The sequence below is a fragment of the Neptunomonas marina genome, from assembly GCF_004005935.1.
Taxonomy (GTDB): Bacteria; Pseudomonadota; Gammaproteobacteria; order Pseudomonadales; family Balneatricaceae; genus Neptunomonas; species Neptunomonas marina.
In genome coordinates this window covers 37,952-53,291 of the sequence record NZ_SACQ01000012.1, presented here as the reverse complement: position 1 = coordinate 53,291, position 15,340 = coordinate 37,952, and the positions used below count along the sequence as shown (strand labels likewise).

The following is a 15,340-nucleotide window of genomic DNA, read 5'->3' as shown; positions in this document are numbered from 1 at the left end:
ACACGTTATCTTCGTTATGACTCGTTGTCTTTGTCGTCCTTTCGGTGACTCCCTCAGCGAGTGGAGGCGTATTATAGAGACCTCCCTTCTGCCGTCAACACTTATTTCAACTTTTTAATAAAAAACGTAAAAAAACATCAAAACCGGTTAAAAAACATACAAAACCATTTAAAACCGAACAAAAAACAACCACTTCAGACACAAAAAAACGCCCCGGAGGGGCGTTTAGGTATTAGTGTAAGAAGCTTAATCGCCTAATTTAACGATACAGTGCTTCTTCTTACCAACTTTGACGATAAAGTAATTATCAAACTGTGCATTATCTCGGGTAAAGGTCTCTTTCACTTTAAAGTTATCATCTAGACCTAACGCAACACCATTGACGACGACAGCACCCCGCTGCAACGCATCTTTAATCTGCTTGCCGGTGCCCAAGTCAAAAGCAGATAACAGACTAGTGATCGGCTGTTCGAACTGTCCCGCTGCGTTTAATAGGAAGCAGGGAAGACCATCTTGAGCGATCTGCTCGTAATCATTCTGTGACAAACTCGTCGCATCGCCAGAGAACAACGCGTCGGTAATACGCTGAGCTGCAGCAAGACCTTCTTCGCCATGTACGAGTCGTGTCACTTCGCGAGCCAAGACAGCCTGCGCTTCAGGACGCCCTGCCCGTTCTGCGTCCGCTTTTTCGAGTTCATCAATTTCTTCGACAGATAGGAACGTAAAGTACTTAAGGAAACGGTAAACATCCGCATCTGCCGTTTGTAGCCAGAACTGGTAGAACGCGTAAGGCGATGTTTTGTTTGCCGACAACCAAATAGTGCCCGACTCAGTTTTACCAAATTTAGTGCCGTCTGATTTGGTAATCAGTGGCAGAGTAAGACCAAAAACGCGATTACCGTTAACACGGCGCGTTAGCTCTGTACCACCGGTGATATTTCCCCACTGATCAGAACCACCGATTTGTAATGTGCAGTTGTGCGAGCTGTTCAGCACTTGGAAGTCATATGATTGCAGAATGGAGTAAGTAAACTCAGTAAAGGAGATTCCTTCACCTTCACGATTAATACGTTGCTTAACTGACTCTCGTGCAATCATTTGGTTAACAGAGAAGTGCTTACCCACATCGCGTAAGAACGTCAGAATATCCATACCGCGAGTCCAATCGAGGTTGTTAACCACCTCTGCGCTATTTGCTCCGCAATCGAAGTCGATAAAAGCACTCACCTGGGCGCGTAGTTTTTCGACCCAGCCTGCAACGGTTTCATCATCATTGAGCTTACGCTCTTGCGCTTTGAAAGATGGATCACCGATTAAGCCTGTAGCACCGCCTACCAATGCTAGTGGTTTGTGACCGTAACGCTGAAAGCGCTGTAGCGCCAATAACGGTACCAGACTACCAATATGCAAGCTGTCGGCGGTAGGGTCGAAGCCACAATAGAGGGTTACACTGCCTTCATTGAGGTGCTGCTCCAACTCCGCTTCGCTAGTCATTTGTGCAACTAGGCCACGTGCTTTTAAATCCTCTAACAGTGTTAACTTACTCATTTAAGTCTCATACCTTTTAATTCATATCATGGTTAATAAACGCCGCTATTCTAAACGCGGCGCGCGTATTGAACAAATATTCAACGAATATGTCTATCTTCTCCTTGAATAGCCGATAACCATGACGTATTTGTGTATATTTACGAAATCGTTTCATTTGTTAATTAAAAATCGACATTAGGGTCTACTGATGCCGTCATTGAAAAACTTATTACCGCGCAACCGCTTTCCTTCGGTACATATCGCCGCTATCGCTATTTGCAGTACGATCATCGCTATTACTCTGCTGCTACTGCCTACCGAATCCGTTGAAGCCAAGAAAGCGCAAATACCACTCGACCTGCCCGCAGCAGAGACTGTGATTGCAGCACCCACATCACCGACTAGCGCGAGCCAACCAGCCACAGCACAACCTGTTGCGGTTGAGCCTCCCGTATTGGCTGAAGAGCCAGTGGTTGAAGAGAATTGGGTTTCCTATCAAGTTGAGAAGAATGACAACCTAACGTCGCTCTTCAAACGGGCAGGCCTCACCGCAACCGATGTTTACTACGTAGCGAAGGCCACTGAAGAGGGCAAAGAGCTCAACCGCCTATACCCTGGCGAAACACTGAGTTTTCTGATTGAAGGCGGCGAACTGCAGAAGGTGCGTTATGAAGTCAACGCATTGAAAACGATATTTGTAGAGCGCCAACCCGCCAGCAACACTTACTCCGTCCGTCTACAAGAGCGCACGCCGGTTAGCCAGCAGCGTTTTGTTGAAGGGACTATCGAAAACTCTCTGTTTTTAGATGCCGAAGCCGCGGGCCTATCCGCAAATATGATTATGAAGTTCGCAGCCATTTACGGCTGGGATCTCGATTTCTCGCAGGATTTACGTAAAGGCGACCAATTCCGAGTGCTATATAACGAGCAATATCTGGATGGTAAGAAAATCAACGATGGCCATATTGTTGCCGCACAGTTTATCAACAAGGATCAAACCTATACTGCGATTCGTTACACCGATGCTGAAGGCAACAGCAGCTACTTCACACCAGAGGGCCAGAGTATGCGTAAAGCCTTTTTACGTATGCCTGTCGATTTTGCACGCATCAGTTCGCACTTTAATTTATCGCGCCGCCACCCAGTCTTAAACAAAATCCGCGCTCATAAAGGTGTCGATTACGCCGCACGCACCGGCACACCCATCAAAGCGTCAGGAGATGGCAAGGTGATCTTTCGCGGCAAGAAGGGTGGCTACGGTAATGTGATCATTTTGAAGCACGGTGGCAATATCACCACGCTCTACGCGCATATGTCTAAGTTCCGCAGCAAAGTGAAACAAGGCAGCTGGGTTAAGCAAGGGCAGGTTATCGGCTATGTGGGTAAAACAGGCTTAGCAACGGGACCTCACCTGCACTACGAGTTTCGCGTCAACGGTGTACATAAAAATCCGATGAAGGTTAAATTCCCGCACGCTCAGCCTGTTCCAAAAGATGAGCAAGCACGATTCCAAACCGCAGCCGCTCACGTATTGCAACAGTTAGATACATTCGCAGCGGCTCAATACGCGCAGGCGGGCAATAACTAATGGCAGCCATCCAACGTTATATTGGCGTTATGTCCGGGACGAGCTTAGATGGTATCGATGTCGCTGTTGCAGAGATTGATGAAGATCACTTTCGCTTAGTCGCTGGCGAGACCTACCCTATTCCAGCGCAACTACGCAAACAGATCCTCGCACTGACCCAGCCAAGCGACAACGAGATCGACAGGTTAGGCGAGCTTGATACCGCCCTCGGAGAGCTCTTTGCCGAGTGCGTCAGCACCTTTATACGCACTCACCAGCTTAAAGCCAGCGATATCCATGCGATTGGCAGTCATGGGCAGACCATTCGCCACCGTCCAGAGCGTGGTTTTACATTACAAATCGGCGACCCAAACATCATTGCCGCACGCACAAATATCACCACCGTAGCTGATTTTCGCCGGCGCGACCTCTGCTTTGGAGGACAGGGCGCCCCGCTCGTACCTGCGTTTCATCAAGCATTGTTCACATCAAACGAGCGCTCACGCATCATTCTGAATATCGGCGGCATGGCCAACATTACGCTACTGCCACCTCACATAGACAGTAACCTTACTGGCTATGATACGGGGCCTGGCAATGTGCTTCTGGATGCTTGGATAACCCACAGTAGACAATTTAGCTTTGACTCATCGGGCCAGTGGGCAGCAAGTGGCAGCGTCGATCAAGACCTGCTCACGCTGCTGCTTAGCACTGAGTATTTCCAGCAACCACCGCCAAAAAGCACCGGCCGTGAATTATTCCACCTAGATTGGTTACTCGAGAGGCTTGAAACCTATGGCCAGCCCGTTGCCCCCGCTGATGTACAAGCAACACTGGCCGAACTCACCGCGATCACTATTGCACACGAAGTCGCGCGCCATAACCTCGATGAGGTTGAGCTATATGTTTGTGGTGGAGGCGCACATAACACGCATCTTATGTCACGGTTAGAAGCGCACATTCAACCTCGCCTTATCGCAGATACCCACGCACTGGGCTTATCACCAGACTGGGTCGAAGCAGCCGCATTCGCTTGGCTGGCTTATCGTAACTTGCAGCAATTAAGTGGCAACTGCCCTGCGGTGACAGGCGCATCGCAAGCTACGCTGCTAGGAGGGGTCTACCCCGCTTTTCGCTGACGTAATTGATAGAGGGAAACTGGGAGGCATAAAAAAGGCAGCTTAATAAGCTGCCTTTTGCGATCAGATTGAGAATGAAGAGCCGCAACCACACGTGGTCGTTGCATTGGGGTTGTTAATTTTGAACTGAGAGCCTTGCAGCCCTTCCGTGTAATCAACCTCCGCGCCTTCAAGATACTGGTAGCTCATAGGATCCACCAGCATCGTTACGCCCATATTCTCGATCTGCGTATCGTCCTCTGCTGCGGCCTCATCAAAAGTAAAGCCGTAAGAGAATCCCGCACATCCACCGCCTGTGATAAACACACGCAGCTTCAGTTGATCGTTTTCCTCTTCCTCAATTAGGCTTTTTACTTTTGTCGCAGCTGCATCGGTAAAGACCATAGATCCAGACATAGTTTACTCGTACCTAAATTAACTTTGGTTACCTATTGTAATTAACCGAGTAGTTTAGTCAAGTTTAAGGCATCATGCCCGTATGGGATAAACCAGCATCTTCAGGCAGATCAAACATAATGTTCATATTCTGAATCGCCTGCCCCGCAGCCCCCTTAACGAGATTATCGATCACAGAAAGCACCACCACCGTATCATCGTTTTGTGGGCGGAATACACTGATCCGACACATGTTTGCCCCTTTAACGCTGCGCGTTTCAGGGTGAATGCCCGCTGGCATCACATCCACAAACGGCTCATCCGCATAACGCGATTCATAAAGCGCTTGCAAACCATCCACTGGATCTTTCAACGTAGCGTACAGCGTTGCGTGGATACCACGGATCATCGGGGTGAGATGGGGCACGAAAGTCAACCCAACCGGACGATCCGCCGCTAGGCTCAAACCCTGACGGATCTCTGGCAAGTGTCGGTGGCCACCTGCTGCATAGGCTTTCATACTCTCGCTGGTTTCACACAGCAGCGAACCAACCGATGCACCGCGCCCAGCACCACTAACACCTGACTTACAGTCAGCAATCAAACGACGATGATCGACCAAGTTATTCTCAAGCAGCGGTAAAAAGCCCAATTGTGCAGCCGTCGGGTAGCAACCCGGGCACGCAATTAACTGTGCCTGTTTGATCCGTTCACGGTTGACCTCTGGAAGACCATAAACAGCCATCTCAACAAGATCTGGGCACGTGTGTTCAAGCTTGTACCACTGTGACCATAGCTCTACATCTTTAATACGGAAGTCCGCACCAAGATCGATAATTCGCACACCACGCTTAACCAGCTCAGGCGCCATGCTCATCGCAACACCATGCGGCGTTGCAAAGTAAACAACATCACAGGCGGCCAGTGCTTCCGTGTCAGGCACTGTGAAAGCGAGGTCATAGTGTCGTCGCAGGTTCGGGAACATATCAGCAACTTTTACACCTGCTTCAGAGCGAGAGGTAATAACGCTCACCTCAACATCAGGATGATTTGCTAACAGGCGTAACAGCTCAACGCCGGTATAACCTGTACCACCTACAATACCTACTTTAATCACTTGGACCTCTCATCGGGCTACAAAAACTGATAACGTAGGGCACGCACAAGCGCGAGCCTACGCCCTTATAATAGCGAGCAGGCCGAGCAAAGACTATCCGCAGTTGGTTATAGATTTTGATGATTAAGCAGCAACTGACCCTACAACACTTTCGCGAGCGCCTATCGCATTTCGATGCTTTGCCTCAGCTGGTGATTCTTGGCCTAGCTTCCGGTGTCATCACCGGCCTGCTGATGATACTTTTTCGGCTCGCCGTTGAACTCCCCCTGAGCGCATGGCTCGCGCACCCCGAGAATTTCGAAGAGCTTACCGTTCTGGAGCGCCTAACTTGGCCGCTGATCGGCAGTGCGGTGCTTATCGCGATCTACTTAACGTGGCCCAGAATTGCCCGCCAAGTGGGGATGGCTAACCTACTGCAGCGCATGGCTTACCACCAAGGCTATATCCCTTTTAGCAGCTTAGTTATGCAGTTCGTGACCGCATCAGTTGCATTGATCAGTGGCCACTCTGTCGGGCGGGAAGGCCCCGCTGTCTTCTTAGGTGCGGCGGGTAGTAGCTGGTTAGGGCAGCAACTTAAAGTGCCCAATAACTCCATTCGCTTATTGATCGGCTGCGGCACAGCAGCTGCAATATCCGCCGCCTTCCACACTCCTTTAGCGGGCGTTATCTTCGCAATGGAAGTTATTCTGCTCGAATATACGCTCATTGGTTTCACACCGGTTATCGTGTCTGCCGTGGCAGCTGACCTGCTGATGCGCACCACGCTGGGTTATCACGATGCCTTTGATGTTCCACCCTTTACGATCAACTCACTCGCTGAGCTGCCGTGGGTGATGTTGCTTGGCGTGACTGTCGGGGTATGTGCCGCAGCGTTTAGCCACCTTATGCTGCAAACAGTACGCCTTTCTCAAACACCTGTGTGGCTGCGCTTCTCTTTGGCGGGTTTAATTACTGGCACGGTGGCGTGTTTCTATCCGCAGATCATGGGCGTCGGCTACGATACCATTGGCGAAACACTCGCAGGCTCACTGGAACTACAGCTACTCGTGGGGCTGCTGTTCGCAAAGCTCATTGTCACTCCCATCATATTAGGGCTGGGTATTCCCGCAGGTCTTATTGGCCCCACGCTGTTTATCGGCGCATTAATCGGCTCTATTTTTGGCCAAGTGGGAACGCATTTGGCCGATAGCAACGTCTCCCACATTGGCCTTTACGCCATGTTGGGTATGGGTGCGATGATGGCTGCGGTGCTCAATGCACCGCTCGCCGCACTCGTCGCGCTACTTGAGCTAACCGGTAATCCAAACATTATTTTCCCAGGCATGATCGCAATCGTGATCAGCAACCTCACTGTGCGCTACTTCTTCAACTTGCCCTCTATTTTCTTGTCCTCTTTACAAGCCCAAGGGCTCGACTATCGTCAAGAGCCTCTCGCTCAGGCCTTATCGCGCGCCGCAGTCGGTAGTCTGATGGAGCGAAACTTCGTTTCAACGCCCTCATCACTACAGGCATCCACCGCCAGCCAGCTACTATCAGAGCAGCCCGTGTGGATCTTAGTTGATGAAAACAGCGATACACCAAGCTTTGTGATGCCCCCGAAAGAACTGCAAGACTACTTGGCACGTAAAGAGGAGAAGCAGACGATTGATCTATTGGAGATGCCAGCTGAACGATTTGATGTCACCACTATCAGCTTTCGTGCCACACTGCACGAAGCACTACAGATGATGAACGAACGCCAAGTCAGCTTGCTCTGCGTACAGAGCAACCAAGGAGATATTCTCGGTATGCTGACACGATCACAGATTGAATATTATTACACGCATAAACAAACATCATGACACAACTATATGGACTCTATGGCATTACCGATAGCGAACTGTTACCCAACGATGAAACGCTATTAGACAGCGTACAAAAAGCGCTAGAAGGCGGTATGCGTATTCTGCAGTATCGCGACAAATCATCCGACACCACACGCCGCCTGCGCCAAGCTAAGGCGCTGGTCGCACTCTGCCACCAGCATAACGCCGTTTTACTCATCAACGATGATGTAGAACTCGCCAAGCTCAGCGGAGCTGATGGCGTGCACCTGGGGCAAGGCGACGGTTCTCCAAGCCAAGCACGTGCAGCTCTTGGTGCTCAAGCCATCATTGGTGTCACCTGCCACGACCAACTGGAGCTTGCTCAAGAAGCCGCGGCTCAAGGGGCTGATTATGTGGCATTTGGCGCATTCTTCCCCTCTAAAACAAAACCCAATGCCAAGCCTGCACCTCTGGAGTTACTGCACACAGCTCAACAAGAGATCAACGCGCCAGTGGTGGCGATTGGGGGAATTACTGTGGATAATGCCCACCAAGTAATCGATGCAGGTGCGCAGATGATTGCGGTGGTACATGCGCTCTTTGCAGCTGCCGATATCACCGCCCAAGCACGCGCATTTAATCAGACTTTCAACCGGATTGAAGATTAAGGTTATTCTATGTCACGTTCAGCAGATCTATTCCAAGCAGCCCAAGAGCATATCCCAGGCGGCGTAAACTCGCCGGTTCGCGCATTTAAAGGGGTCGGTGGTACACCTGTATTCTTTAAGCGCGGCCAAGGCGCATACCTTTACGACGAAGATGACAACGAATATATCGACTACGTGGGTTCATGGGGTCCAATGATTCTGGGTCATGCTCAGGAAGACGTGCTGAACGCCGTGCGCAGTATGCTCGACAACGGCTTAGGCTTCGGAGCCCCAACGGCGATTGAAACCGAGATGGCTAACAAAGTGTGCGAGCTCATGCCCTCCATCGAGATGGTACGCATGGTGAGCTCAGGCACAGAAGCAACGATGAGTGCTATCCGCCTAGCGCGTGGTTTTACCGGGCGTGACAAAATCATCAAATTCGAAGGCTGCTACCACGGCCACTCAGACTCACTGCTCGTCAAAGCAGGCTCTGGCATGTTGACTCTGGGCGAGCCCAGCTCACCGGGTGTACCGGCATCCCTAGCCGAGCATACCATCACGCTGACCTACAACGATGTTGACAATGTCCGCCAAACCTTCGCTGAGCTTGGTGATCAAATCGCCTGCATCATCGTGGAGCCAGTCGCTGGTAACATGAACTGCATCCCGCCCCAGCCTGGTTTCCTAGAATGTTTGCGCGACGTCTGTGACGAGCATGGCAGTGTACTGATTTTCGATGAGGTCATGACGGGCTTCCGCGTTGCTTTGGGCGGTGCTCAAGCACACTTCAACGTTAAACCAGACCTCACAACACTGGGTAAAGTGATCGGCGGTGGCTTACCTGTTGGTGCGTTTGGTGGACGCCGCGACATCATGTCTCACATCGCGCCACTCGGCCCGGTTTACCAAGCGGGCACCTTATCGGGCAACCCTCTGTCGATGAGCGCAGGTTTGGCAATGCTGAATGCGCTAGATGCTGACCGTAGCGTGCACGAGCAACTTTCAGCGAAAACTGAGCTACTGACTCAAGGTTTGGAAGCGAAGGCGCTCAAGCATGGTATTCCTTTCACCACCACGGCGGTGGGCGGTATGTTTGGCCTCTTCTTCACTGATCAAGCGCAGGTGACAACCTTCGCTGAGGCGACCGCGTGCGATACAGAACGCTTCGCGGCGTTCTTCCAAGGTATGCTAAAAGAGGGCGTTTATCTGGCGCCGTCTGCGTATGAGGCAGGCTTTATGTCAGCAGCAACGTCAGAAGCGGACATCGATCGTACGATTGACGCAGCAGATCGCGTATTCGCAACGTTAAAGTAACGACCTCACGATGCTAACGGTACTTCACCTAAGCGTAATTTTGGGCTGCATCGTGTGTGCAGCCCTACTCTTTCGACAGCCTGAAAAGCTCAATGAGCGGAGCAAAACGCTCGCGTCGCTGATTTTAATGGCGGTGGCGTTTATTGCTGCCGCCGAGGTGGGGCAATTGACGCTTACGAACAGCTCGCAAGACGCCCAAACCATGCAGCGTTTACTGAGCAATCTAGCGACCTACATCAGCACACCGTTAATGGCGTCGCTTTTGTTTGCAGCAAGCTTTGGCTATCACTTCTCTCGCCGAGGCTGGGGGCGCTGGGTACTGGCGTTGTTTGCGATGTTCGAGCTGATGCGTCGAATGGAGCTTGGCGTAAGTTACTCGGTGGTATTGGGTGCGCTCACGGTTGCGGCGCTGGCCATTGCGTTTGTGCGCTTTAGTAGCCCAACCGTGCGTACAGCAGGCTTAATCACCGCAGGCTGCTGGGGTGTTTCTATGCTGGTCGCTGGGCCTTATCCTGTTTGGCAGGGCTTGCAGAGCGAACCGTTGCGGCTCGCCAGTTTTGCGGTGGGCCTTATCGCCTTCGGTATAGCCACCGGCCACGTGATTCGGCTCCAACAAGCAGAGACAAAAAAAGAGGCCGATTAGGGCCTCTTTTTCGTTACTCCGCGTTACTTATAACGCTTCGCCACCGCATCCGCTTTGTTGGCACCCTCTAAATCACCCGCATCGCTGCGAATTGATGCCACCAGCTTCCACAGGCGGTACAGCTGCTGGTTTTGTCCCGACGCAGTTGCGACGCCTTTCAACGCTACCTGTTCCGCTTGCAAGAACTCACCTAAGCGGCGGTGTGTATCCGCCAAGAAGTAGTAAACCGCTGGGTCATCAGGCGAGATACGCTGTGCTCGTGACAAACTCGTTTGGGCATTCCGTAACTGCCCGTTGCGCGTTTGGGTTTTCGCCGTATCCAGCAGCGCCACAACCGCTGGGTTTTGCTTGCGTACAACTTGCGCTGGGGCAACAGGTACGGGGTTCTTGGTACGCTGCTCCTGCTGGACCTCTTCACGCTGTGAGCGAATCACAGGAGATGGCCCAACCGGTGTAACCTTGACGCCTAAGGAGGGGTCAGCAGGTGTAACGACACTGTTATTCTCTGGCAGCGGCTTTGAAACCGTTGAGCGGTCTTCTACCGCTGGCTGATAAACCGATTGTGTGGAACAGCCCGCCAGTAAGATAACAAGGCTCAATGTTGATAGATTAAAAAAGGACTTCACGCGCTCTATTACTCCTGCCTAAACCATTGCCGAAACCAATCCAGTGGCTCACTGGCCTTATTCTCTACAGGTTCCAGTCCGCAATCAACTCGATATTCAGGGCGGTCCCCCCGCTTAAACGGCACTTGAATCGCACCCTGACAACGCTCATCCGACAAATAACCCGTCTCATCATCCACCCAAAGGTAGTCAATTCCCTCTGGAGCAGGAGCTAAGAAGGGCGTGGGCTTTTCAGCTTTCATAAAAGCGGTCCAAACCCTTAACGCGCCACCAGAGCCAGTAAAAGGTAGCGGCTTGTTATCATCCCGCCCGAGCCAAACAACGGCTAGGCGATTGCCTGTGAAACCGGCAAACCAGCTATCCCGCTGATCATTCGAAGTACCCGTTTTGCCTGCCGCATTCAACGAACTTGGCAGTTGCGAGTACATATATCGTGCCGTGCCTTCACGTGCGACCTCTTGCATCGCATATTGCAGCAGATGAATATCTTCACCCGGCACCGTTTGCTGCACTTGGAATGGGTAACGGGAGAGCTCTTGCCCGTAGCTGTCCGTCACCATACGGATAACTCGCAGCGGCATTTGGAAACCATTCGCAGCGATCGTCTGGTACATTCCCGCCACCTCAACAGGAGACATCCCCTGCGCGCCGAGCAGCAAAGAGGGATAAGGATCGATCGGCCTATCAACCCCTAGATCGCGTAGCGTATCAATCACTGAATCCAGCCCGATGTCGAGCCCTAAGCTTGCGGTAGAAAGGTTATAGGACTTAGCCAGCGCTCGATGCAACGGCACTGCCCCATGCGCTTTACGATCAAAGTTTTGCGGCTCCCACACTTGACCGTTTGCCATCTCAACCCGCAATGCCTCATCTTGCAGCGGCGACACCAAAGAGTAGCCCCGCTGAAGCGCAGCAAGGTAAACTGCCGGTTTTACCAACGAACCGATGGGGCGCACAGCGTCAACAGCACGGTTAAACCCTTCGTAACGAGTACTGCGCCCACCAATAATACTGAGCACTTCGCCAGTTTGTGGGTCAGTCACCACCATACTGCCCTCAAGCGACGTCGCTCTTTTGCCGTAACGCTGTTCAAGCTTTTTCAAGCCAGCAACCATCGCTTTTTCAGCTTTTGCTTGGCTAATGGGATCAAGGCTTGTGAATACGCGCAGCCCTTCAGAGCGCAGGTCCTCCTCGTGGTAGTTCTCCCGCAGTTGGCGTTTCACCACATCGAGATATGCAGGATAAGCCCCTTTTAACAGGCTCTTTTGCTTCACGATCCCTAACGGCGCTTTCACCGCCTGACCATATTGAGCTGCATCGATATGGCCCATATCGCGCAGCACCCGCAAAACAAGGTCACGGCGCTTTTTAGCGCGTTCTGGGTGGCGACGCGGGTCATAGTAGGAGGGCCCTTTTACAAGACCGGCAAGCAGCGCAGCTTGGTGTAACTTAATCTCTGCCAACGGCTGGCCAAAGAAGTATTGAGAGGCCAAACCAAAACCGTGAATGGCTCGGTTACCCTCTTGCCCCAGATAAACTTCATTGAGGTAAGCCTCTAGAATTTCATCTTTGCTGTAGTGGAAATCCAATAGCACCGCCATCGGCATCTCCATCAACTTACGCGCCAATGTACGGTCAGAGGTTAGGTAGAAGTTTTTAATGAGCTGCTGGGTTAACGTACTACCGCCCTGCACAAAGCGTTTCGCTTTAATATTGACCCACATCGCACGGGCAATACCCTTCGGCGACACACCAAAATGGGTGTAGTAATCACGGTCTTCTATGGCCACCAAGGCACGTACGAGATCAGCAGGGACATTCTCGATTCTAACCAGATCTCTATCTTCATTATTCTGTGGATAGATGCCCCCGATAAGTACGGGTTCAAGCCGTGCGAGATGCGCTGCACGGCCACCCTCTTTCATACCAGAGAGCTGCCCTCCAGCGAAACTGAGCTGCAGGTTTCGACTCGACTCGCTACCATCGGGAAACTCGAAGCCACGCGTGACCAACCGCGCTCGGGTTTTGGAAAACTCCGCTTGCCCAGGCTCTTTTGCCGAGCGGACAAACTTGTAACCCAACCCTTTAAGTTCTAGCTTCAAGTCTTGAATCGAGAGCTGAGCACCGGGATATAGTTCCAACGGCCTCGCATACACCTTAGCGGGCAGCGCCCAGCGCTTGCCTTCAAATTTTTCTCGTATCTGGGCATCAAGATAAACCAGACCAATCGCCGCCATCACTGCGCCAAGAAAGGAAAGTTTTAGCAGGAATACACCCAAGGCACGCCAGCGGCTGCGCGGCTGGCTCTTTTTACCACGCTTGGTGGTTGTCGCTTTATTAGCAGATGTTCTCTTTTTACTCATCGGGCAAGTATAATCCCTTCACCTTTCGTTAAACACAGTGGACTTCATGCATTCAGAACTGATTGCTGCGCTATCGACTCCGGCGGCCTATGACCATGAGGTGGCCGAGCCAATTCATGTTATCGAGACTCACATCTCTTGGCTTTTCTTGACGGGCGAGTTTGCCTACAAGCTCAAGAAACCCGTTGATTTTGGCTTTCTTAACTTCACCACCTTAGACAGCCGCCGTCATTACTGTGAGGAGGAGCTACGGCTTAATCAACGCCTCGCGCCTGATATCTATCATGCGATGATGGCAGTCGTTGGGCCACTCAGTGCGCCACGTATGATACCGGCCGATCAGGTCACCGAAGCAGACGATGTGCTTGAATACGCGGTGCAAATGTACCAGTTTGACGATGAACAACGTCTTGATCGTATCCTGAGTAACAAACGCTTCGAGACAATCTGGATCGATATGCTTGCCGAGCAGATCGCCGATTTTCACCAGCGCGTGCCACATGTCGCACAAGATAGTCCATGGGGTGAGGCCACAACCATCTGGGAGGTGGCGGGTGACAACTACACCCATATCCCCGAAGCACAGCTGACGCCCAACGATTGGCAACAGCTCCAATTGCTATCTCAGCGCGCCGCACAGCAGTTCCGCAAACTGATCCCAACGATTGAACGCCGCAAGCGCGAAGGGCACGTGCGCGAGTGCCATGGCGACCTACATTTGGCCAACATAACACTGTTTCATGACACCTTGCGCTTGTTCGACTGCATTGAGTTCAACCTACAATTCCGCTGGATAGACACCATCTGTGATCTCGCGTTCCTTTTGATGGATCTTGAGGTCAAAGGCGAGTACCGCTGGTCTAACCGGTTACTCAACCGCTACCTTGAAATCAGCGGCGATTATCAAGGCTTAGAGGTGCTCAACTTCTATAAATCGTACCGCTCCATGGTGCGCGCAAAAGTTGCCATGTTGGGCGAGCAGCCTAGTCTCGCTGAGTTCCGCCGTTACCTCAACTTAACCCAAAGCTACACCCAACAAACCAAGCCAACACTGTTCTTGATGCATGGCGTTTCAGGCAGCGGCAAAAGCCATTTGAGCCAACAGCTGGTCGAGCGGATTGATTGCATCCGTATTCGCTCAGATGTCGAGCGCAAACGGCTGTATCGCGAACTCAGCCATCGCGGCGAATCTCCGCAACTGTACGGCCAAGAGATGAATGCGCGTACTTTCCAGTACCTGTTTGAGCTAGCGCGCAGCCTGCTGGCAGCGGGGTACTCTGTGATCGTCGATGCCACCTTTATACGGGCACGCACCCGCCAAAGCTACTTCCAGCTCGCCGAGAATCTGGGGGTACCCGCACGAATTATCAGCTGTGAATGTGAGGAGAAGTTGATCGAAGCCCGCCTGCGCCGCCGCAGCGCCGAGGGCGTCGATGCATCAGACGCAGATGTCGAGGTGATGCAAGACCAGCTCATTCACGCACAGCCGCTGACCGCACAAGAAGAGCCCTTCTCGTTTCTCATCAACACCGACGATGATGAAGCGGTTAGTCGCTTAGTGAATCAACTGATATCGCAAGGCCTAACCCACCCCTAAGGGGATGTTAGCGAGAAGGTAATCGGTGCTCGCGCCCGCACAAAACCTCGGGTGTGCGGCGTGAAGCGCCACTGCCGGACTGCCTTCATAGCCGCTTGATCGAGCGCTTGTGAACCTGAGCTTTGCTCAATCTCCGCATACTTCACCCGCCCTTCTGGGCCGATGGTGATTAAGACACGCACCTCACCTTCTACCCCGCGACGGCGCGCCATACGTGGATAGCGTGGTTTTACCGGCGGCGCAGCAAAGCGCAATGCTGACCATTCAACATTAACGGGTTGCTCTGCTGTACCACTTAGTTGCGGTTGCGGTTGCGGTTGCGGTTGCGGTTGCGGTTGCGGTTGCGGTTGCGGTTGCGGTTGCGGTTGCGCAGTATGTCTGTTCGCGGCGGAATGTGAAGCGTTATTTTGCGCCTGCGCGCTTAAATGCAGCGCAATGGGAGCGGCGCTTGATACTGTCTGTTCGCTGCTCGCAAAATCCACCAGCCACGTTGCCGCTCCCCAATGAGCAGCACCAGATAGCGCAATAACAGAAAGCCAACGGTAAGGCTGCAACACAAGCAGGCGTATCCATAAGTTAAGATGATGTTGCTATTATACGCGCCAGATCAATTG

General features: G+C 52.0%; 13 protein-coding genes. 7 read left to right on the top strand and 6 right to left on the bottom strand.

Annotated elements, in window-relative coordinates; all coding sequences use genetic code 11:
• Nucleotides 1-246: 246 nt before the first annotated feature.
• Entirely contained in the window at nucleotides 247-1,548 is a 1,302-nt protein-coding gene (gene tyrS / locus EOE65_RS17330) for a tyrosine--tRNA ligase (protein WP_127696078.1), read from the bottom strand.
• 190 nt (nucleotides 1,549-1,738) lie between these two features.
• Here tyrS and EOE65_RS17325 point away from each other — a divergent pair, with 190 nt between their 5' ends.
• Entirely contained in the window at nucleotides 1,739-3,118 is a 1,380-nt protein-coding gene (locus EOE65_RS17325; protein WP_127696076.1) for an OapA family protein, read from the top strand.
• Nucleotides 3,118-4,236, top strand: coding sequence for an anhydro-N-acetylmuramic acid kinase (locus EOE65_RS17320; RefSeq protein WP_127696074.1), 1,119 nt, complete (start codon nucleotides 3,118-3,120; stop codon nucleotides 4,234-4,236). The genes EOE65_RS17325 and EOE65_RS17320 overlap by 1 nt, the downstream gene beginning before the upstream one ends.
• A gap of 63 nt (nucleotides 4,237-4,299) precedes the next feature.
• Here EOE65_RS17320 and erpA read toward each other — a convergent pair whose 3' ends face one another.
• Together erpA and argC are read right to left on the bottom strand one after the other, a co-directional pair.
• Entirely contained in the window at nucleotides 4,300-4,632 is a 333-nt protein-coding gene (erpA, locus tag EOE65_RS17315; RefSeq protein ID WP_127696072.1) for an iron-sulfur cluster insertion protein ErpA, read from the bottom strand.
• 64 nt (nucleotides 4,633-4,696) lie between these two features.
• Nucleotides 4,697-5,728 carry an N-acetyl-gamma-glutamyl-phosphate reductase gene (argC, locus tag EOE65_RS17310; protein ID WP_127696070.1) on the bottom strand — a complete coding sequence of 344 codons (1,032 nt, stop codon included), beginning with the start codon at nucleotides 5,726-5,728 and terminating at the stop codon, nucleotides 4,697-4,699.
• 119 nt (nucleotides 5,729-5,847) lie between these two features.
• Between argC and EOE65_RS17305 the strand changes: the two genes are divergently transcribed.
• Genes EOE65_RS17305 through EOE65_RS17290 form a run of 4 tightly spaced genes read left to right on the top strand, consistent with a single transcriptional unit; the run spans nucleotide 5,848 to nucleotide 10,140 of the window.
• Complete coding sequence (locus EOE65_RS17305) at nucleotides 5,848-7,569, top strand: chloride channel protein (RefSeq protein ID WP_127696068.1); 1,722 nt, start codon at nucleotides 5,848-5,850, stop codon at nucleotides 7,567-7,569.
• The gene (gene thiE / locus EOE65_RS17300) at nucleotides 7,566-8,201 is read left to right on the top strand and encodes a thiamine phosphate synthase (RefSeq protein ID WP_127696066.1); all 636 of its coding nucleotides are present in this window, start codon (nucleotides 7,566-7,568) and stop codon (nucleotides 8,199-8,201) included. Before EOE65_RS17305 ends, thiE begins: the two co-directional genes overlap by 4 nt.
• 9 nt (nucleotides 8,202-8,210) lie before the next feature.
• Entirely contained in the window at nucleotides 8,211-9,497 is a 1,287-nt protein-coding gene (gene hemL / locus EOE65_RS17295; protein ID WP_127696064.1) for a glutamate-1-semialdehyde 2,1-aminomutase, read from the top strand.
• A gap of 10 nt (nucleotides 9,498-9,507) precedes the next feature.
• Entirely contained in the window at nucleotides 9,508-10,140 is a 633-nt protein-coding gene (locus EOE65_RS17290) for a hypothetical protein (RefSeq protein ID WP_127696061.1), read from the top strand.
• Nucleotides 10,141-10,163: 23 nt separating this feature from the next.
• On the opposite strand, the gene EOE65_RS17285 is transcribed toward EOE65_RS17290, so the two are convergent.
• Nucleotides 10,164-10,766: a tetratricopeptide repeat protein gene (locus EOE65_RS17285; protein WP_127696059.1), complete on the bottom strand. Its 603-nt coding sequence runs from the start codon at nucleotides 10,764-10,766 to the stop codon at nucleotides 10,164-10,166.
• Between the two features lie 8 nt (nucleotides 10,767-10,774).
• A complete protein-coding gene (gene mrcB / locus EOE65_RS17280) occupies nucleotides 10,775-13,129 on the bottom strand; it encodes a penicillin-binding protein 1B (RefSeq protein ID WP_127696057.1) in 2,355 nt (784 codons plus the stop codon).
• A gap of 46 nt (nucleotides 13,130-13,175) precedes the next feature.
• Between mrcB and EOE65_RS17275 the strand changes: the two genes are divergently transcribed.
• Nucleotides 13,176-14,726, top strand: a complete 1,551-nt coding sequence (locus EOE65_RS17275) for a bifunctional aminoglycoside phosphotransferase/ATP-binding protein (protein ID WP_127696055.1) — start codon at nucleotides 13,176-13,178, stop codon at nucleotides 14,724-14,726.
• Here the strand turns inward: EOE65_RS17275 and EOE65_RS17270 are convergent.
• Complete coding sequence (locus EOE65_RS17270; RefSeq protein ID WP_127696053.1) at nucleotides 14,723-15,283, bottom strand: energy transducer TonB; 561 nt, start codon at nucleotides 15,281-15,283, stop codon at nucleotides 14,723-14,725. The genes EOE65_RS17275 and EOE65_RS17270 overlap by 4 nt on opposite strands.
• Nucleotides 15,284-15,340: the final 57 nt, after the last annotated feature.